The sequence below is a fragment of the Hymenobacter tenuis genome (genome assembly GCF_054780495.1).
In genome coordinates, this window is sequence record NZ_BAAGWF010000003.1 from 77,135 (window position 1) to 96,113 (window position 18,979).

Genomic DNA, 18,979 nt, shown 5'->3' on the forward strand with positions numbered 1-18,979 from the left:
CTGACCGTCCTTCCGAAGATTTTGTTTTGCCTTGATTGTATGAACGTTACAAAGTTACTGTTGTCGTTGGGAGTGGTGTTGGGAGCAAATACGCTAGTGCAGGCGCAACACGCTGTATGGGCAACGAAGGTTGTAGCGGTGTCGTCGCAGAAAGCAGAAGGCAAAGAACCCTTCTCTCCTGATAAAGTAATAGGCGAGCCAAATGCCATTCCACTAGGGCAAGCAAGCAACGAAGCCTGGATTCCGAAGAAAGAAGGCACCAACGAGTTTATCGAAATCCGCTTTGGCAAATCGATAGTAGCCAAGCAGGTGACGGTGGTCGAGAACTTTAATCCGGGCTCCATTACCAAAATAGAGCTAGTAGATACCCGAGGCGGAAAGCACCAGGTATATACTAACGACAGTCCTGGGCCTATTCCAGAGCAGTTTCGCTCGTTGCAGGTCACGTTTTCGCCGGGCACCTACCGCACCATTGGTGTAGTAGTGACCATGAATACCAAGGCCGTGAATGGCGTAAACCAGATTGACGCCATCGGGGCGGCCGATGTGGCGGAAACCATGGTGAAGAAGGAGTTTGTGAACGAAATGCCGGGAGTAAGCTTTGACTCAGCCATGGTAAACCTCGGGCCAAACGTAAACTCTAAGTATGTAGATACGCACCCGGTTATTTCGCCGGATGGGCGCACCTTGTTTTTCGCTAGGCAGGAAAGTCCGCAAAACTCCGGCGGAGCCAAAGATGTGCAGGACGTGTGGTACAGCACCCTGGCCAACGCCGAAAAGAGAGCTTGGAACCCCGCCAAAAACATCGGCGGACCAATCAATACCTCTGGCCCCAACGGCCTGGCGGCAGTTTCCTCGGATGGCAATACGGCTGTGCTAATCAACGTCTATAACCCCGATGGCTCACTGGACCCCAAGGGCCTGAGCATGTCGCGGCGGACGCGCACGGGCTGGAGCCAACCCGCTAAAATTGAGATTGACGATTTCTACAACGACGACCCGGAAAACGTAGATTACTACCTCGCTACCTCAGGCAAAGTGCTTTTGATGGCCGTCGACCGCAAAGATGGCCAAGGGGAGCAGGATATTTTCGTGAGCTTCTTGAAAGCCGACGGTAAAACCTGGACTAAACCTCGTAACCTAGGGCCTAACATCAATACCAAAAAGCCTGAATTTGCGCCGTTTCTGGCGGCCGATGGCAAGACGCTGTACTTTGCCTCCGAAGGCCATGGCGGCTATGGCAAGAGCGACATCTTTTACGCCAAGCGCCTCGATGACTCGTGGACTAACTGGAGCAAGCCGCGCAACCTAGGCCCGAACGTGAACTCACCCGATTTTGACGCCTACTACACGGTGTCTGCGGCCGGCGAAGATGCCTATCTGGTATCAGCGCGCAATGGGATTGGCGGCTCAAAAGACATTTTCCGGATTAACCTAACGCCAACGCTGCGGCCGGAAATAGTAACGTTGGTACGCGGCCGTGTGCTGGATGCTGCTTCCAAAAAGCCCGTGGCTGCTACCATTCGCTACGAAAACCTGCTGACGGGCGAAGAAATTGGGGTAGCCGAAACCAGTCCCGTCGATGGCTCTTACACCATTGTGTTACCCTCGGGCGCCCACTATGGCTACCGCGCTGAAGCCAAAGACTACCTAGCTGAATCAGATAACCTGGATGTAACCGACCGCCAGAAATACTCCGAGGTAAACCAAGACCTCTTTTTGGTGCCATTTGCCGTGGGCCAGACCATTAAGCTCAACAATATCTTCTTTGCCCAGAGCAAGTATTTCCTGCGCGAAAACTCCTATCCGGAGCTACTCCGCCTGGTTCGGATTCTGAAAGACTACCCCCAGGTAGAAATTAAACTGGAAGGCCACACCGATAACCAAGGCGACCCGCAGCTGAACGTAAAGCTGAGTCTGGACCGTGTGAACGAGGTGAAGAAATACCTGGTGCAGAAAGGTATTGCCAGCAGCCGCATCACTACGGAAGGCTACGGCGGCAGCAAGCCTATTGCCAGCAACGAGCAAGAAGAAACCCGCAAGCTCAACCGCCGCGTGGAGTTCCGTATTACCAAAAAGTAACGGTTTGCAGGCAACGCAGGCCTAGTAAAAAGGGCCGGCTCCATACCTGGAGCCGGCCCTTTTTTTCGGGGGTATGAGCGGGAGCAGCCTAGCTCAGGCGACCTTCGTCGCGGCCAGGCTTAGTGCTGCTGTTCTGGGAGCCAGGGTTGGCAATGGAGTCGCGCATGTCGGTGTCGGCCTGCACGTTGCGCATTTTGTAGTAGTCCATTACGCCCAGGTTGCCAGAGCGGAAGGCTTCGGCAATAGCCTTCGGGATTTCGGCTTCGGCCTCTACTACCTTGGCTTTCGCGTCTTGGGTTTTGGCCCGGTTTTCCTGCTCGACGGCTACAGCCATGGCGCGGCGCTCTTCGGCTTTGGCTTCGGCTACTTTCAGGTCGGCGGTGGCTTGGTCAATCTGGAGCTTAGCGCCAATGTTTTCTCCTATGTCGATGTCAGCAATATCAATGGAGAGGATTTCGAAGGCGGTGCCGGCATCCAGGCCTTTTTGCAATACCAGCTTGGAAATCTTGTCGGGGTTTTCGAGCACCTCTTTGTGGGAGCGAGACGAGCCAATGCTGGTCACGATGCCTTCGCCTACGCGGGCCAGAATGGTTTCTTCGCCGGCGCCACCCACCAGCTGCGCGATGTTGGCGCGCACCGTTACGCGAGCTTTGGCAATCAGCTGAATGCCATCCTGGGCTACAGCGGCCACATTAGGCGTGTTAATCACCTTGGGATTTACGCTGGTAGTCACGGCCTCAAACACGTCGCGGCCAGCCAAGTCAATGGCGGTGGCTTGCTTAAAGGTCAGCGGGATGTTAGCCTTATCGGCCGAAATCAGGGCCTTAATAACGCTAGGCACGTTGCCGCCGGCAAGGTAGTGGGTCTCTAAATCATTGGCTGTCAGCTCCAGGCCAGCTTTAGTGGAGGTAATCATGGAGTTGACAATAAGGGACGGTGGCACTTTCCGAACTCGCATGAACGCCAGCTGAAACAGGCTGATGCGTACCCCCGAAAATAGGGCCGTAATCCAGAGGCTGACCGGAAAAAAGTACAGCAGCACCAGCAGTACAATGCCGCCCACAATGAGCGGTGAATAAGGAAAGTCCATTAGCGAAGCCTGAAGAGGTAAAGGGAGTAGGGCCGAAGCTGGCCGGGTGAAGATATAGGTAAATAACTATGCACTGCCGATTTAGGCGGCGGAAATCGGCTCAACCACAATTCGGTTCTGCTCGATGCCTAGCACGCGCACCTGTGTACCCGCTGGTAGAAACTCGCCTCGGGTCGTGACTTCGCGGCGCTCTTCTTCAAACAGCACCGTTCCGGCCGGGCGCAGGGCCGAAAGGGCCCGGCCCATAGTGCCGGGCAGCACGTCAGGGTCGCGTACATCCTGTACCCTGGCATCGTTTATTTGAGTGAGGGCCATTTTATTAAGGTTTTTCGGGCGCAGCCCTACGTACACCAGCAGCCCAATGACTAGCGCGGAGCTAACCAGCAGCGTATGACCGGTTGTGGTGCCTAGGTCGCGGTAGCTTAGCCACAGGCCCGCCGCTAGCAGCCCAAAGCCCACCAACCCTACGATGGTAGTACCGGGAATAAAAATAACCTCGGCCGCCAGAAAGGCTAGGCCAAAAACGAGGAGCAACGCAATTGTAAGCCAGTCCATAGGAGTAAAAGGTTTGGTGGGATAAGATACGTAGAAGTGCTGCCTTGCCCGCGGTTTTCTATTTTAGTTGATAGCACGGTCTGCGCTAGGCCGAGGCTAAACTTGTCGCTATGAAAAAAACGCCGACTTCTGGTGCAGTAGTTCAGCTTACCGCGCTCTTAACGCAGCTCTCGGCGCTTAGCCCCGAGGAAGTAACCGCGTTTGTGAGGCGGTGGCAGCCTGCGCCTGTACTTATGCGGGGCGAGTTCCTGATACAGCCGGGCCAAGTGGAGCGCACGTTGTATTTCATAAGCCAAGGGCTGGTCCGCATTTTCTTTCCCACTGAAACCGAGGAAATATGTGTGGGCTTTGGCTACGATACTACCCTAGTGTGCGCCTTCCCGTCGTTCGTCAATCACCAGCCCTCTGAGTATGCCATCCAGGCCCTGCGGCGCACCGAGCTGCTTGCCATATCTCGGGCTGAGTTTATGGCCTTTGTGGAAGAAAGCCCCCGCTTCGCGCAGTTTTGGCGGGCAGAGCTAGAAAGGAACCTCGTGGGTCGCATTGAGCGGGAAATAGACTTGCTGCTACCCGATCCGGCACAACGGTACCAGCGCCTGCAGGCTCGCAGCCCACAGCTGCTTCAGCGCGTGCCGCGCAAGTACATTGCCTCCTACCTGCGCATGACGCCCGAAACCCTCAGCCGGCTGCACTAAATATTGAGGTGAATCAAGGTTTGAGCGCCCCCGAACCCCGACGTTTGTGCTGTCGTCTTCCAACTCTGTTTGCCTTATGCTTGCCACCGATTTCCTCCAGGACCTAACCGCGCGCACCGAAGCGCTGGGTGCAGCTGTTTCTCATGAGCTGTGTTCCTTGCCACCCGACGCTATGAACTTTAAGCCGGCGCCAGGCAGCTGGAGCGTGCTCGAATGCATCGAGCACCTGAACCGCTACGGCCGTTACTACCTGCCCGCATTGGCCAAAGCCCTCAGCCGCTCTAAGTTGAACACCGCCTCAAACGAAGAGGTAGGCTTTAGCTGGCTAGGCCGGAAATCGTACGAAATGGTGCGGCCAGATAACGGCGCAACGCACAAAACGCTGGCCCGCATGAACCCGGCCCGCAGCCACCTGACGCGGGAGGTGCTAACTGAATTTCTGGAACAGCTAGCGGAGCTTCAGCGCTTGCTCCGAGCTGCGGCAGGCATACCACTAAACCAGAAGGTAGTGCCAATTGAGTTTTTTAAGCTGCTGAAGCTGCAGCTAGGGGAGGCCCTGCTGTTTGTGGTAGCCCATTGCCAGCGGCACATGGCGCAGGCTCAGCGGGCCCGGGCGGCCTGGGAGCAGCAGCATGCTTCGGCCGCCACTACCTAGCGGTGGGTATTGCCTGAACCCAAAACCTGGCTGCCAGCGCTACGTTAGCAGCAGTGTATGAGCCGCGCATTTACCAAAGAAGACGATTCCCTCGAGGCCCCCATCATTCCGCCCCGGGCGGCGTTGCCCGCCGGCACGCCTAATTACGTGACGCCGCAGGGGCTGGAGCAGCTACGGCAGGAACTAATTGAGTTAGAGCAAGCCCGCACCCAGGCCGAAGCCAACCGTGAAAATGAGTCTGACCGCACCCGCCTGCTGACACTATTTAATGCCCAGATAAGTGCCCTAAACGCCCGCATTAGCAGCGCCCGCGTTATTGACCCACTTGGCCAACCGGCTGGTGAAGTGCGCTTTGGCGCCACGGTCACACTCAAGCCTGTCAGCGGAGGCTCAACTCCAGAACGACAGTTCACGATTGTGGGTGTTGATGAAGCTAGTGTGACCGAAGGTAAAGTGGCCTTCATTGCACCTATTGCCCGCGCAGTGCAGGGCCTGAAGCTGGGGCAGCGCGTAAAGCTGCGGCTGGGCCCGAAGGAAGAAGCGCTAGAGGTAGTGCGCATCCATTATACCTCCACGTAGCGGTAGAACTAATTACCGCACTAGCTGCCCCAATCAGCCAAACCCATTACTCTATGATGAAGCAACGCGAAGTAACCGATAGCCATAATACCACCTGGACCTGCGTGCAGGCCTATGCGGGCGTCGACACGAAAGTGGCGGCCGAAGCAACTGAACGAAGCACCTCCGCCGATGGTACCGTGACGGTGGTATGCACGCCCAGCGGCGGCGCCCAAACCGTGCGGCTGGAGCTGGCCACCAACTGGCTAGACTCCCTATCCGATGAGGAGCTGGCCAACGCCATTGCGGCCCAGTAAGCACCAGACTATAAAACCAAAGCGGCTCCCACTACTACAGTGGGAGCCGCTTTGGTTTAAAGATTAGCAGGGCCTAGTACGCCCGTGCGAAATGCGCCCGACGCTTAGAAGGGCGACCCGTTAGAATACAAATGCCATCCTCTTCGGGCTCAGACAAGGCTAGGCACCGGATGGTGGCTTTGGTTTCTTCCTTAATGCGCTCTTCGGTTTCGGATGTACCATCGTAGTGGGCTACTACAAAGCCGCCTTTGCCGTCGAGAATTTGCTTGAACTCCTCGTAGGTTTCTACGCGGGTGGTGCGCTCTTCGCGGAAGTGGAGTGCCCGACGATAAATGTTCTGCTGAATATCCTGCAGGAGCTGATCTACGCTGTTTACGATGTCGGCGAGGGGGAGCGTCATCTTCTCCTTAGTGTCGCGGCGAGCTACTTCCAAGGTGCCGTTTTCCAAGTCGCGCATGCCCACAGCAATGCGTACGGGCACGCCTTTCAGCTCCCACTCAGCAAACTTAAAGCCGGGGCGCTCCGTGTCGCGGTCATCTACCTTCACCGAAATGCCGCGCTCAATCAGGCCCATCTGCATCGGGCGGATGCGCTCCATAAGCTCATCCAACTGGCCGGCTTTGTAAATGGGCACAATCACCACCTGAATGGGGGCCAGTTTGGGGGGTAGTACCAGGCCTTCGTCATCGGAGTGTGCCATCACGAGTGCGCCCATAAGGCGGGTGCTTACGCCCCAGCTAGTGCCCCACACGTATTCCAGGCCGCCTTCTTTGTTGGCAAACTGTACATCAAAGGCTTTGGCAAAATTCTGACCTAGGAAGTGGGAGGTGCCCGCTTGCAGCGCCTTGCCATCCTGCATCAAACCTTCAATGCAATAGGTTTCCAGCGCACCCGCAAACCGCTCGTTTTCCGTCTTCACGCCTTTTACCACGGGCAGGGCTAGCCATTCCTCGGCAAACTGCGCGTATACGTCCAACATCTGGCGGGTTTCAGCTAGGGCCTCTTCGGCCGTGGCGTGGGCCGTGTGGCCTTCCTGCCACAGGAACTCGGCGGTGCGCAAAAACAAGCGGGTGCGCATTTCCCAGCGCACGACGTTAGCCCATTGGTTAATCAGCAGGGGCAGGTCGCGGTAGCTCTGAATCCAGTTTTTATAGGTGCTCCAGATGATGGCTTCCGAGGTGGGGCGCACAATCAGCTCTTCCTCTAGTTTGGCGTTAGGGTCAACGCGCAACTTGCCGGGCTTATCGGGGTCAGTCTGGAGGCGGTAGTGGGTTACTACCGCACATTCTTTGGCAAAGCCTTCGGCGTTTTTCTCCTCGGCTTCAAACAAACTTTTGGGTACGAACAGCGGGAAATAGGCGTTCTGATGGCCCGTGCGCTTGAACATATCGTCGAGGGTGCGCTGCATCTTTTCCCAGATGGCGTAGCCATAAGGTTTGATGACCATACAGCCCCGTACCGACGAGTTTTCTGCCAGGCCAGCGCGCTTCACCAACTCATTGTACCAGAGTGAATAATCTTCACTACGCTTGGGCAAACTTTTGCTCATATTCGGAGTATCTTAGATGTAGCGAAAAAGTTCCGATTTTGGTACAAGATTTGTCGTACGAAAAGGGGCACCGTTTCGGTCCCAAATTACGTTATTAAATCTGGAGGTTTGGACCTACCTATGGTCCTAGTACCGCTAGGTCCCTTTCGCTCTTCTTCTTCCGGATCATTCTTTATGCGTAAGCAGCCATGAAAAATTTAATTCCATCCGTATTACCTGCTCTGGCCCTGCTTACGCTAGGTGGTTGCGCGGGTACGTCTTATATCTCTACTACGGAGAATGACGGCGTATATTACTCCTCTAAAGATCAGACAACTGCAGTAGCTCCGGCCGTTGCCTCCACTGCCCCCGGCGTGGTAGATGAAGGCGTGGCTGCTAGCCCTGACGATGTCGTCAACCCGGATTATACCGGCACTACCAGTGCCCGCTCCGGCGGCAGCACGGAGTACTACGACGACGATTATTATTACACTTCCCGTTTGCGCCGGTTCCATCAGGTGCCGTATCGGGGGCTAGGCTTGGGCTATTATGATATGGTGTACACTGACCCCTTCTGGTATGGTGGCGCGCCGTATGCTGCCTGGGGCCCGGCGGCTTACTACGACCCATTCTTTAGCCCTTACTGGGGCGGCTCGTTCGTGAATGTCAACATCAGCTTTGGCCGGCCCTGGTACCGGCCTTGGGGATATGGCGCGTACAGCCCCTATGATTACGGCTATGGATACGGTTACGGCCGGCCTTGGGGCGGTTATGGCTACGGCAACGGCTTCTATGGCGGTGGCGGACACTACGGCGGCTTCTACGGCGGTGGCTTTGGCGGCCGCTACAACCGCCGGGCCCAGCAAACCGTGGTTACCGGCACCCGCACCCGAATGGACAACGCCACTGAAGGCGTGGCGCCGGATAGAACGACGGGCGTAACTGGTACCCGTGGCCGCACCAGCGTTCCGCAGGGTGGCATTGTAGCGCCTGGCAGCACTGCATCCGGTACTGATACCTATACACCCTCACCAACAGGTGGCCGGGGCCGTGTGCGCGATGTGCAGCCGGGTAGTGGCCAGCCAGGCGTAACGGCACCTTCTGGCACGCAGGTGGCAGAGTCAAACACCGCTACCCAGCCAGCGGGCCGCCGCTGGCGCGTGCTGAATGAAACTACCTCCGGCGCAGCAACAGAAGCTGGCGGCGCAGAGCCAACGCGGGGCCGCCGTGCGGGCTCAGGTTGGGATAACACAGGCGGTACGCGCCAGCGCACTTCTGATGCTGGTTCTGCTCCAGCTGCTCAGCCCCGCCGCGAGCGGGCGGCAGCGGAACCAACGCGCACGTACTCTGAACCCACCCGCACGTATTCCGAGCCTTCCCGTTCGTCTTCTTCTCCATCCCGCTCTTACGATAGTGGTGGCGGAAGCCGTGGTGGCAGCAACAGCGGTGGCGGTGGCAATAACGGCGGCGGAGGCGGCAATAGTGGCGGCGGTGGCCGTGGCCGCGGAAACTAACTGTTACGGGCAGCCAGGCTGGCCCCTATTATGTGTGTAAAGCCGGCTCCGTGAGGGGCCGGCGCTCATTCTCACCTGCATGAAAAACCTGAAATTCTACTTGGCTGCGGCTTTGCTAAGCCCGGCTGGCTACAGCTTTGCCCAAACTTCAGCCGATGCCTTACGCTTCTCTCAGATCCAACCCGGCGGCACGGCGCGTACACTGGGCCTTGGAGGCGCCAATTCGGCTGTAGGCGCCGACCTAGGTAACCTGCTCACCAACCCAGCTGGCCTAGGCCTATTTCAAAAGTCAGAGATAAGCATCTCGCCGGCACTGGGCAATAGCAACACCACCACGCAAGCCTTCGGGAGCGGCGGCACCGATGCGCGCAGCAGCCTGCTGCTAAGCAACCTAGGTGTGTCGTTTACTGCCCGCCGGCCCGATGATGACACTAGCACGCCGTGGCGGGGCGGTACATTTGCCATTGGCATTACCCGCATCAACGATTTCAACCAGAACCTGCGCTACACGGCTACCCCCGAGCTAAACCAGGATATTCTGCAGCGCTTCAGCGAAGGGCAGGGCGCTATTATAGATGAGCTGGCATACACGGCCCTGCTAACGGAGCGCGACGCAGACGGCACCTACCTGCCGGCTGACTACCAAAACACCGGCCGGTTGGTGCAAAGCGAAACTATTCAGCGCAGCGGTGGCCAAACGCAGTTCGACTTTGGCTATGGCACCAGCTACCGCGACAAAATCTATTTGGGTGGCGCTATCGGGATAGTAAACACGCGCTACAACTCCACCTCAGTACTCACGGCCACTGACCCCGCCGCCCCCAGCAACGACCCTGGCACCGCCTTCGGTAGCCTCAACCTGCGGGAAGAAATCCAGACCCGCGGCACTGGTATCAATGCCCGCATCGGGGTTATTTACCGAGCTACAGATGCGGTGCGGTTAGGGGCTTCTATCCAGACGCCCACTTACTCGGAGCTGGTTGAAACCTACAGCTCGAATTTAGATGTCACCTATGATTCTCCCATCACTACCTCTGAGGGTACCTTTAGTTCCGGAACTGCCAGGTACCCTAATGAGGATCTGGGCTATGCCCTCACGTCGCCATTCCGGGCTACTGGTGGCGCGGCGGTAGTAATTGGCAAGTTTGGTTTCCTGAGTGCCGATGCTGAGTACGTGAACTATGGACAGGCGCATCTGGGCTACGATGAAAACACGTCGGCCTCGGCCATTCCCGGCGACTTAGGCCCGGCTAATGATGCCATCGACCAGCAGCTGGGGTCTGCGGTTAACCTGCGGCTGGGTGGCGAGCTGCGGCTGGATGTGTTTCGGCTGCGGGCCGGTTTTGCCCGCTACGGCGACCCGTACCAGAACAGCAGCCGCTACGACCGGAGCCAGACGTACTACACCGCCGGTGCTGGCCTGCGCCAAAAAAGCTTCTTCCTGGATGTAGCTGGCGTGTATACTTCTGCCAAGCAGTTCTATACTCCGTATCAGCTAGCCTCCGTGCAGAATACCCCCGTAATTGATGTAAAGGACAACCGCTTTACTACCACCATCACGGCTGGTTTCCTGTTCTAACAGCCAGTTACTAGGTTCCTTAAAGAAGAAAAGCCTCCCCAGCAATGAGGAGGCTTTTCTTCTTTAAGGAACCTAGCGAATGATGGCAAGCCTACTTAATTACCCGCACCTCCAGCACCATGGTTCGGATGCCGGTAGTCCGGATGGTGCGAACTAAAATCAGTCCGTATTTCTGCTCTGGAGTTAGGAAAGCAATAACCTGGCCTTCCGCAAGCGGCCCCGTGCTGGTAGAACGGGGAGTAAAAGGGGCCGCTGGGGCTTCTGTGAAAGCCGCTGTAAATGCTTCTAGAGTACTGATGGTAGCAAACTGTGCAGCCGTAAGGGAAGTGTGCCGCAGTTGCGTGGCGCGTGGGTTGTTCCATTTCAGGTTGAGCTGGCTATCAGAGGTAGTAGCCAGGGTGGGCACTCCCGTTGACACCTCTGGCACATACACCACATCAATCAGCTGCTGATTCTGCGGAATGGCTCGAACCGAAAACTTGGGAAGGGCTAACCCCTCCAGCAAGGCCAAAAAGCTCCGACGAATAACTCTGCCTGAGTCCTGAACTCCCGCGGGGGCTTGCAGCGGAACTGAATAGCTGTGAAAGACAGCCGCAGAATCGTTGCGGCCTAGGCGCAGAAAAAAGCTCCGAACGCCGGCTCGGCTATCGGTGTCCGTGAACGTATAGGTCCATTCTTCTCGGCCTGCGGTAGTGCGTGCGGGCTGAGTGCTTTGAAAAGCAAACTCGCTGGTTTTGGCAAAGGTGGTGTCCAGATAGGTAAGCGTGAACGTAGCCGTGTCCCGCTCAACGTAGAGGGGCGGATAAATAAACGGCCGTGGTCGTGGTCGGTAAATGGTCTTGATAACCAAACGATTGAGCGGAGCGGTTGACTCCTGCGCTTCGCCAAAAATCTTAACGGCTACGGTGTCGCCGGGGGTCGTGAGGCGGCGGTTGCTGGCATTGAAGCGCGTGCTGCTCACGAAATCAACCCGGGGGCCCGAGTCGAGGCTTGGTTGACAAGACACCAGCAGCCCTGAAAGTAGCAGTAGAACAGAAAAACGTATCGGCATAGCCTGGTAAAGGTCGGGATTTGACGGATAGTACGGAACTTCGGGGCGTAACTGGACCTAGCGTAATTTCACTTCCGAATTGAGTATGGGCTGGCTGCTGCTGGCCGCGGCCCGTGCAACCCTAGCCCCCGATTACCTTCCTTAACGGCGGATTCCCGCCGACATTTTATTTTCACCTGCATGAATTTTCGTACCCTGGGCCTTGCCCTGTTGCTTACCACGGCCGGTCCGGCGGTGGTTCCTAGCGCCCTGCCAACCGTTTTTGCCCAGCAAAAGCAGAACATTACCCTCGAAGACATCTGGCAGAAAGGCACATTCCAGGCTAGGTCGGTGCCCGGCTTCAACTGGATGAAAGATGGCCGCTACTATTCCTCGCTCAGCCAGGGCAATCTGGTGCAGAACGATGTAACCACCGGCCAGCCCGTAAAAACCTTGGTAGCCAGCCAAGACCTGAAGCTCGCCGGCCAAAGCCAGCCGCTGGCTGTGGATGGCTACAGCTTCAACGCCGACGAAACCAAAATCCTGTTCAGCACCGATACGGAGCCGATTTACCGCCGCAGCAGCAAATCGTACTTTTTTGTGTACGACCAAGGCACCAAGCAACTGGTGCCCCTGAGCAAAACGGCCGGTAAGCAGCTCTACGCTACCTTCTCGCCCGATGGCAAGCGCGTGGCCTTTGTGCGCGACAACAACCTGTTTGTAGTGGACCTGGCCACGATGCAGGAAACGGCCGTAACGACCGACGGCGTCCAGAACAAACTCATCAATGGCGGCACCGACTGGGTGTACGAGGAGGAATTTGAGTTTGCGCAGGGTTTTCAATGGTCGCCTGACTCGCGCCAGCTAGCCTACTACACCTTCAACGAGGCCGAAGTACCCGAGTATAACATGCAGGAGTGGGGCGCGCTCTACCCCAAAGACTACCGCTACAAATACCCCAAAGCCGGCGAGAAGAACTCCATTGTAAGCATCTCGACCTACGATGTGGCCGCGGGCAAAAACACCAAAATGGATGTGGGCCCCGAGCCGGACCAGTATATTCCGCGCATCATCTGGACCCAAACGCCGAACCTGCTGAGCATCCGGCGCATGAATCGCCTGCAAAACAAGCTGGAGATTCTGCACGCTGATGCCGCTACCGGCAAAACCAAGGTAGTCCTGACCGACACCGACCCGGCCTATGTGGAGGTGAATGACGATTTGCGTTACCTGGCCGGCGGTAAGGAGTTCTTATTCAGCAGCGAGAAAGATGGCTACCGCCACCTCTACCTCTATAATATGAACGGCAAGCTGGTGCGCCAGCTCACGAAGGGCCCTTGGGAAATCACGAGCATTGATGGGTTTGACGAGAAGAAAGGCCTAGTGTATTTTACCAGCACGGAGGCCTCGCCGCTCCAGCGCCACCTGTACCGCATTGATCTGAAAGGCAAGGGCAAGACACGCCTGAGCGAAGCGGGCCCAGGCAACGACGCCGTGAACATGAGCGCCGATACACGCTACTTCCTCAACTACCACTCCGAGGCCGGGCAGCCGCAAGTAGTAAGCCTGCGCAACGGCCAAGATGGCAAACTGGTAAAAGTGCTGGAAGACAATGCTAAGCTGCGTCAGAAACTAACTGAGTACAACCTGGGCAAGCTGGAGTTTATCAACTTCAAGACGGCCGAAGGGGTAGAGCTAAATGCCTCCGTGCTGAAGCCCGCCAACTTCGATGCCAGCAAAAAATACCCCGTGCTGATGTACGTGTACGGTGGCCCCGGCTCCCAAACCGTGAAGGACGACGTAGGGGGTGGCATTGCCTTCACCAATTACCTCTGGCACCAGCTGCTGGCCGAGCAGGGCTACATTGTGGTGAGCGTGGATAACCGGGGCACCGGCGCCCGCGGCGCGGCCTTCAAGAAAAGCACCTACGCCAACCTGGGCAAGCTCGAAACCATCGACCAAGCCGAAAGCGCGAAGTACCTCGCTACCCTGCCGTACGTTGATAAGTCGCGGATTGGCATTTGGGGCTGGAGCTTTGGCGGTTACATGACGGCGCTGGCCCTCACCAAAAACGCCGATGTGTTTAAGATGGGCATCTCGGTAGCACCGGTTACCAACTGGCGCTACTACGACTCGGTGTACACCGAGCGGTTCCTGAAAACGCCCCAGGAAAACCCCCAGGGCTACGACGACAACTCACCGGTGCAATACGCCGACAAGCTGAAAGGCAAGCTTCTGCTCGTGCACGGCACCGGCGACGACAACGTGCACTTCCAGAACGCAGTAGCCTTCACGGATGCCATGATCAAGGCCAATAAGGATTACCAAACGCTGTACTATCCCAACCGCAACCACGGTATTTATGGGGGCAACACGCGCCTGCACCTCTATCGCCAGATGACGGACTTCGTGCTCAAGAACCTGTAAGCGCAGAATAAGCTTGATGCGGCTGCCCCTCTAGCAAGACCAACACAACGCCGGTCTTGCTAGAGGGGCAGTTTCGTAAGCGCAGGAACCGCCGCCTGAACCTGTAGGGTATTGGATGGAGGTAATTTGCAGGCCTAGTAGCTCGGGGCTCCGGAACTGCTCATACAAATCCGCAAACAGCTCATTCAGTTCCGTGGTTTGGCAGGCTACCTGCTGCTCTACCTGCTTGGTATTCACTACTTCCCCGTACTCCATCTCAGCCAGCGTGAGTTGGCAATACACCGTACACTGCAGTTCGTTTTTCATAGCTATTAGAAAAGAGGGCGCGACAAGAATAGTATATCAAAGCTAATATTGTTAGCGAAATATACCAATATATTTAGTAGAAAATATAGGCGCTATTATGACAGCGCTTGGGGTGGCGGAGACCCTCCGGCCGGCCGGCTTTTGTCCTGAGGCAAAGGCACAAACTCCAGGTTGTCGTTTGGGGGCAGGGCAATGCGCCCTGCTTGCCAGTCGGCCTTGGCTTGCTCAATTCGCTCTCGACTCGAGGATACGAAATTCCACCAGATAAACCGGTCGCCTAGGGACTCGCCGCCCAGCAGCATCAGCGTACTAGCCTCCCGGGCCACCAAAACCGGATCAATGCCGGGCGTAAAGACCAGTAATTGGCCTGGGCCGTAGGTGCGCCCACCCACTTCTACCAGCCCCTTTGCTATGTACGCGCCGCGCTCCGGATACCGCCTAGGCAACCCAAACCGGGCGCCCGGTTGCAGCACCACATGCAGGTAAAACAGCGGCGAATGAGTCCGGACATCGTTGTGCAGCCCAAAAGCGTCGCCGGCAATCAGGCGCATCCACACGCCCGGCTCCGTGAAAATAGGTAGCTCATAGGGTTGGTAGTTGGTGAAAGCCGGGGCGGTTTCCTCGTCTTTCTCGGGTAGTGCCACCCAGGTCTGAATCATTTCCAGAGCGCCGCCGGCTAGGGTACTCGGGTCCTCAAACCGTTCAGAGTGAGAAATGCCGCTGCCCGCTGTCATCCAGTTTACTTCGCCAGGCCGGATAACCTGCTGCACGCCCAGGCTGTCGCGGTGCGTAACCTGCCCGCCAAACAGGTAGCTCACCGTAGAGAGGCCGATGTGTGGATGCGGCAATACATCGAGCTCCGGCAGCTTTTCAGGGGCAAAGTTTACCGGGCCGGCATGGTCCATGAAAATAAACGGGCCCAGCATGCGCCGCAGTCGATAGGGCAAAATTCGGCGCACATCAAACCCCGGGCTTAGGGCGGCCGGGCGAGCATCAATTACTAGGTCAAGCATACCTCGAAAGTGAGCAGGGAAGATATTCTATGCCTTGGTTATCCTACTGAAGCATAGGAAAGCATAAGTAAATAGGCTTATCACTAGCTATTTAGTAGAAAAAACTGACCTTTAACCAATAAAACCGGGGTTTCCCGCGTAGAGCCTCCCTATGCCGCTGAGTTTCCCTTTCCGTTTCGTGTGCCTGAGCCTAGGTGGATTGTTGTTTGCAACCGCCTGTCAACAGGAACGTGCTGCCCAAAAACCTGCCCCTGCCGCTACGGCCCCCGCCCTGGCCGATACGCTAGCGTATGACTCCCTAGACCAGCCCATGGCCGTTACGCCCGTGCGGCGCGACTGGCACCGGCTGGAAAAACCTACCAGCCGCCGCGCGCCCCTTATTGTGTACCGCAGCAGTCGGCGGCCCCCATCATTGGGTGCAGACGCTCCACCTACCGAAGCTCGCCTGCAGGACCTTACCCTAAAAGCCAGCGAATACTTCCAGATTGACCCTGCCAAGCCCGCCGAAGTGCGCGGCCGCGAAGGAACGATAGTACGCATTCCGGCTGGCGCATTGGTTGACAGCCGCCAGCGGGCAGTAACCAGCAGCGTGTGGCTGGAGCTAAAGGAGTGCTACAACGCATCTGATATTCTCCTCTCGAATCTGCTCACAGAAACCATGGCCGGCGCTCCGCTGGAACTGAGCGGGGCCGTGCTGGTGCGGGCTACGGCCGGAGGGCAACAGCTGGTGCTGGCCGCCGGCCGCAGCATGCAGCTGGAGCTGGCGGGCGGGCCGGCAAGCGGTGCCCTGTATTACGGCCGCTTAGCCGGCGAAGCAAGTGCCATCCGGTGGCAGGAAGGGGAGGCACAGGTTGCTGCTTCCGAACAAATACTGACTACTGCCCAGCAAATGCCCAGCTACGGTAAGGGCCCGGCTGATATAAACCGCCTGATTCGCTACCCCCGCCAAGCTCAGGAACGCCACACCGAGGGCTTGGTGTTTGCTACGTTTGTGGTAGATGAAACCGGCCGCGTAACCAACCCCCGTATTCTGCGCGGCCTCGGCGACGGCTGCGACGAGGAAGTATTGCGCGTGTTGCGTCAGACCTCCGGCCGCTGGGCACCCGGCCAACAGGACGGCCGATTTGTGAAAGTCAAAATGGTATTGCCCATCCGGTTTGCCTTTCAGCCCGGTATGGCCTCGGCGCCTGAGGTAGCCGCCGCCACGGAAGTGGCCCCTGCTCCGGAACCGGTGGAGGAAGAACTGGCTCCTGCCGCTAATGCGTTGCCTATAACCAAGCTAGGATGGGTTTCAGTTGGGCAGCCCTTGAGTGGCTCTATTGCCACCTTGTTTGTGCCCGGCGCATCTTCTGATGGCAATCATACCACTGTTCGGCTGGTGCTTCCGGGCCGGCGCGTGGTGCTAGCGGGCGCGCCCCAAGCATCCGGATATCATTTTGCCAGCGCCCCGGCAGCGGGTGTGGTTGTGGGTCTGCGCTACGAAAACGGCACTCCCTTCTTGGCCCGGCATGATGCCAGCAGCGCGGCCGCTGATACCCTACGCTTTCAGGAAACCACCCTAACTGATCTGGAAACCACTCTTGAGCGGTTAAACTAGCCTAGCCAGAAGCAACCAAGCCGAATTGCATGGCAGGCTCATGGATGGGTAGTTGCAAATAGGCTTGCGGCCAAATGGCACCCTAGCGCAAGAAAAAACTTGGTGTACAGCAGGAGTATACCCAACTTGCGGGCTTCTGACTACAATATATGCTATTTTCTTTCTCGGCGGTCCGCAACTGGCGCCCTTCGCGCAGCGTGCTGCTAGCGCTTGGCTTAGTATTACAGGTAGTGCTTATCCTGCGGGCGTTTGGGGCCCTATTGCTGGAGCCTGGTCAGCACTTACTGATGGATGCGTATGATGGCTCTAAAAACTATTTCACTTTCATAGCCTACGTGCAGCAGCCCTGGTCTTACGGCTTAGGGATGTTTGGGATGATGAACTACCCGTACGGCGATTATATATTCTATACGGATAACACGCCGCTGCTCGCTGTCCCTGTCCGTTTGTGGTCGCATTACATTTTTGATGTGACCCCTTATGCGCTGGATATTTATCACGCATTGTTGCTGGCGGGCTTTCTGCTCAGTACCGCATTGCTGACGGATATATTGCGACGATTGCTGCGTCACTGGGGGCTGGTAATCATTTTTGCAGTGGTACTACCCTGGCTTAACCCTCAAACCGGTCGACTATTTAACGGGCATTTTAACCTGGCCTATAGCTTTGTGCCGCTATTAGCCATCTGGGGATTGCTAGTGCTGTACACCCGTATAAAGAACGGCCAAGCAGTTCGATCTTGGCTGATAGGCCTGATTATCAGCTTTGCCCTCACCGGTCTACTTCACCTGTATTACCTTCCACTGCTTGCCCTCACGACCGGCGGATTTTTTGCGTGGTGGTTGCTTTCTCAGGGGCAGTGGCGTTTCTCGCTAGCGGGTATTGGAATGCTTCTGACGTTACTTCCAACTGGGCTTTGCTTCGGCATTATCCGGCTAGTGGATGGGTATTACCGGCTGCGTAGTGCAGGAGCAAGCGGCTTTAATTCACCTCCTTGGAAACTCCAGCTCTCCGCCTTAATCCGTTCATACAGCTATGATCGTACGCACTTCTGGTTAGAGCCCCAGGCGCAACCGACGTATGAGTCAGTAGCGTATTTAGGAGCCTTTGCTTTGTTTGGCCTTACGCTGGCAGGTGGTGCTTGGCTGGTGCGCCGGCAGGCCGTACAGCAGATGATGGCTGCATGGCGACCTTCACTACAACGGCAGTTTTTAGGGTTCCTCCTGGGCGCCGCCTTGATTGGGCTCGCTATTTCGATTGGCACTACGTATGAGGTATTTGATGGCCAGTATGTATTTCATAACTACTTCAGCGCTTTCTATTATCTGCAAAAAATAACCGACGCAGTTACCCAGTTTCGAACAGTGGCTCGCTTCAGCTGGCCATTTTTCTGGGCTGTGAATTTTCTGGTGCTGGTAGGGCTAGATTTTTGGTTAAGCTACAGCCGTTGGCGCGGGCGCTGGATAGTAGCCATTTTGCTGGTGTTTCTAGCCTGGCTGGACACTCGTGATACCCTCAAGTTCTACCGGGGATCTTTGGTTGCTAATCCTCTAACTGATATCCGACGCACAGAAAATATAAATCAGTTGCTTTTCTCTGCTGAAACAACCGATTATCAGGCTATTTTGCCAATTCCGTTCTTTCACGTAGGCAGTGAAGACATGGAGTTGACTGTGGACGATCATAATCCACACTCCCTGCAGTGCTATCAGCTTTCGCTACGCACTAACCTGCCTCTAATGGCCAGCAAGATGTCGCGGACGCCACCAGAGCAAATGAAACAGCTACGCAGTCTGTTCGATCCAAGCGGTCCGAGTCCCGAACTGCTCGGGCGCTTACGCAAGGTTGGCAAGCCAATTCTGGTTTTCTTCGACCAGAGCTACTATGATGGCTCCAATCCTATTGAAGAACTGAAATCCAACCCCAAAGCGCGGGCTTTGATTGATGCCGGGGCTGAGTTCCCGACCCGTAACCACTTAACCTTGGTAGCGGAAGCCGGCAAGCTGCGCCTCTACCGCTGGGATGTACGCTAA

The 18,979-nt window shown here is 56.5% G+C and carries 16 protein-coding genes; 10 read left to right on the top strand and 6 right to left on the bottom strand.

The genetic code is table 11. From position 1 onward, the window contains the following. Nucleotides 1-39 precede the first annotated feature (39 nt). On the top strand, nt 40-2,082 hold the full coding sequence (locus ACYVGU_RS11845) for an OmpA family protein (protein ID WP_460614852.1): 2,043 nt from the start codon (nt 40-42) through the stop codon (nt 2,080-2,082). 88 nt (nt 2,083-2,170) lie between these two features. Here the strand turns inward: ACYVGU_RS11845 and floA are convergent, their stop codons facing one another. Beyond that, nucleotides 2,171-3,172 (bottom strand): flotillin-like FloA family protein, encoded by a 1,002-nt coding sequence (gene floA, locus ACYVGU_RS11850; RefSeq protein WP_460614853.1) that lies wholly within the window; start codon nt 3,170-3,172, stop codon nt 2,171-2,173. Nucleotides 3,173-3,253: 81 nt separating this feature from the next. Beyond that, nucleotides 3,254-3,727, bottom strand: coding sequence for an NfeD family protein (locus tag ACYVGU_RS11855; RefSeq protein ID WP_460622267.1), 474 nt, complete (start codon nt 3,725-3,727; stop codon nt 3,254-3,256). A gap of 110 nt (nt 3,728-3,837) precedes the next feature. Here ACYVGU_RS11855 and ACYVGU_RS11860 point away from each other — a divergent pair, with 110 nt between their 5' ends. From ACYVGU_RS11860 to ACYVGU_RS11875, 4 genes are all read left to right on the top strand, one after another. Next, the gene (locus ACYVGU_RS11860) at nt 3,838-4,422 is read left to right on the top strand and encodes a Crp/Fnr family transcriptional regulator (protein WP_460622268.1); all 585 of its coding nucleotides are present in this window, start codon (nt 3,838-3,840) and stop codon (nt 4,420-4,422) included. Nucleotides 4,423-4,498: 76 nt separating this feature from the next. Next, nucleotides 4,499-5,077, top strand: a complete 579-nt coding sequence (locus tag ACYVGU_RS11865) for a DinB family protein (protein WP_460622269.1) — start codon at nt 4,499-4,501, stop codon at nt 5,075-5,077. 57 nt (nt 5,078-5,134) lie between these two features. After that, nucleotides 5,135-5,656, top strand: a complete 522-nt coding sequence (locus ACYVGU_RS11870) for a GreA/GreB family elongation factor (protein ID WP_460622270.1) — start codon at nt 5,135-5,137, stop codon at nt 5,654-5,656. Between the two features lie 53 nt (nt 5,657-5,709). Then, on the top strand, nt 5,710-5,952 hold the full coding sequence (locus ACYVGU_RS11875; RefSeq protein WP_460622271.1) for a hypothetical protein: 243 nt from the start codon (nt 5,710-5,712) through the stop codon (nt 5,950-5,952). Nucleotides 5,953-6,025: 73 nt separating this feature from the next. Here ACYVGU_RS11875 and proS read toward each other — a convergent pair whose 3' ends face one another. Further along, nucleotides 6,026-7,501 (bottom strand): proline--tRNA ligase, encoded by a 1,476-nt coding sequence (gene proS, locus ACYVGU_RS11880; RefSeq protein WP_460622272.1) that lies wholly within the window; start codon nt 7,499-7,501, stop codon nt 6,026-6,028. Between the two features lie 188 nt (nt 7,502-7,689). On the opposite strand from proS, the gene ACYVGU_RS11885 reads away from it, so the two are divergent. Together ACYVGU_RS11885 and ACYVGU_RS11890 are read left to right on the top strand one after the other, a co-directional pair. Beyond that, on the top strand, nt 7,690-8,994 hold the full coding sequence (locus ACYVGU_RS11885; protein WP_460622273.1) for a hypothetical protein: 1,305 nt from the start codon (nt 7,690-7,692) through the stop codon (nt 8,992-8,994). A gap of 79 nt (nt 8,995-9,073) precedes the next feature. Further along, complete coding sequence (locus tag ACYVGU_RS11890; RefSeq protein WP_460622274.1) at nt 9,074-10,573, top strand: OmpP1/FadL family transporter; 1,500 nt, start codon at nt 9,074-9,076, stop codon at nt 10,571-10,573. 91 nt (nt 10,574-10,664) lie between these two features. Here the strand turns inward: ACYVGU_RS11890 and ACYVGU_RS11895 are convergent, their stop codons facing one another. Then, entirely contained in the window at nt 10,665-11,579 is a 915-nt protein-coding gene (locus tag ACYVGU_RS11895) for a hypothetical protein (RefSeq protein ID WP_460622276.1), read from the bottom strand. Between the two features lie 225 nt (nt 11,580-11,804). Between ACYVGU_RS11895 and ACYVGU_RS11900 the strand changes: the two genes are divergently transcribed. Continuing rightward, complete coding sequence (locus tag ACYVGU_RS11900) at nt 11,805-14,030, top strand: S9 family peptidase (RefSeq protein WP_460622277.1); 2,226 nt, start codon at nt 11,805-11,807, stop codon at nt 14,028-14,030. Between the two features lie 30 nt (nt 14,031-14,060). Here ACYVGU_RS11900 and ACYVGU_RS11905 read toward each other — a convergent pair whose 3' ends face one another. Further along, nucleotides 14,061-14,336 (bottom strand): hypothetical protein, encoded by a 276-nt coding sequence (locus ACYVGU_RS11905; RefSeq protein ID WP_460614864.1) that lies wholly within the window; start codon nt 14,334-14,336, stop codon nt 14,061-14,063. Between the two features lie 95 nt (nt 14,337-14,431). Further along, complete coding sequence (locus ACYVGU_RS11910; RefSeq protein WP_460622278.1) at nt 14,432-15,349, bottom strand: pirin family protein; 918 nt, start codon at nt 15,347-15,349, stop codon at nt 14,432-14,434. Nucleotides 15,350-15,500: 151 nt separating this feature from the next. Here ACYVGU_RS11910 and ACYVGU_RS11915 point away from each other — a divergent pair, with 151 nt between their 5' ends. Together ACYVGU_RS11915 and ACYVGU_RS11920 are read left to right on the top strand one after the other, a co-directional pair. Then, nucleotides 15,501-16,946 (top strand): energy transducer TonB, encoded by a 1,446-nt coding sequence (locus ACYVGU_RS11915; protein ID WP_460622279.1) that lies wholly within the window; start codon nt 15,501-15,503, stop codon nt 16,944-16,946. Between the two features lie 287 nt (nt 16,947-17,233). Further along, nucleotides 17,234-18,979: a hypothetical protein gene (locus ACYVGU_RS11920; RefSeq protein WP_460622280.1), complete on the top strand. Its 1,746-nt coding sequence runs from the start codon at nt 17,234-17,236 to the stop codon at nt 18,977-18,979.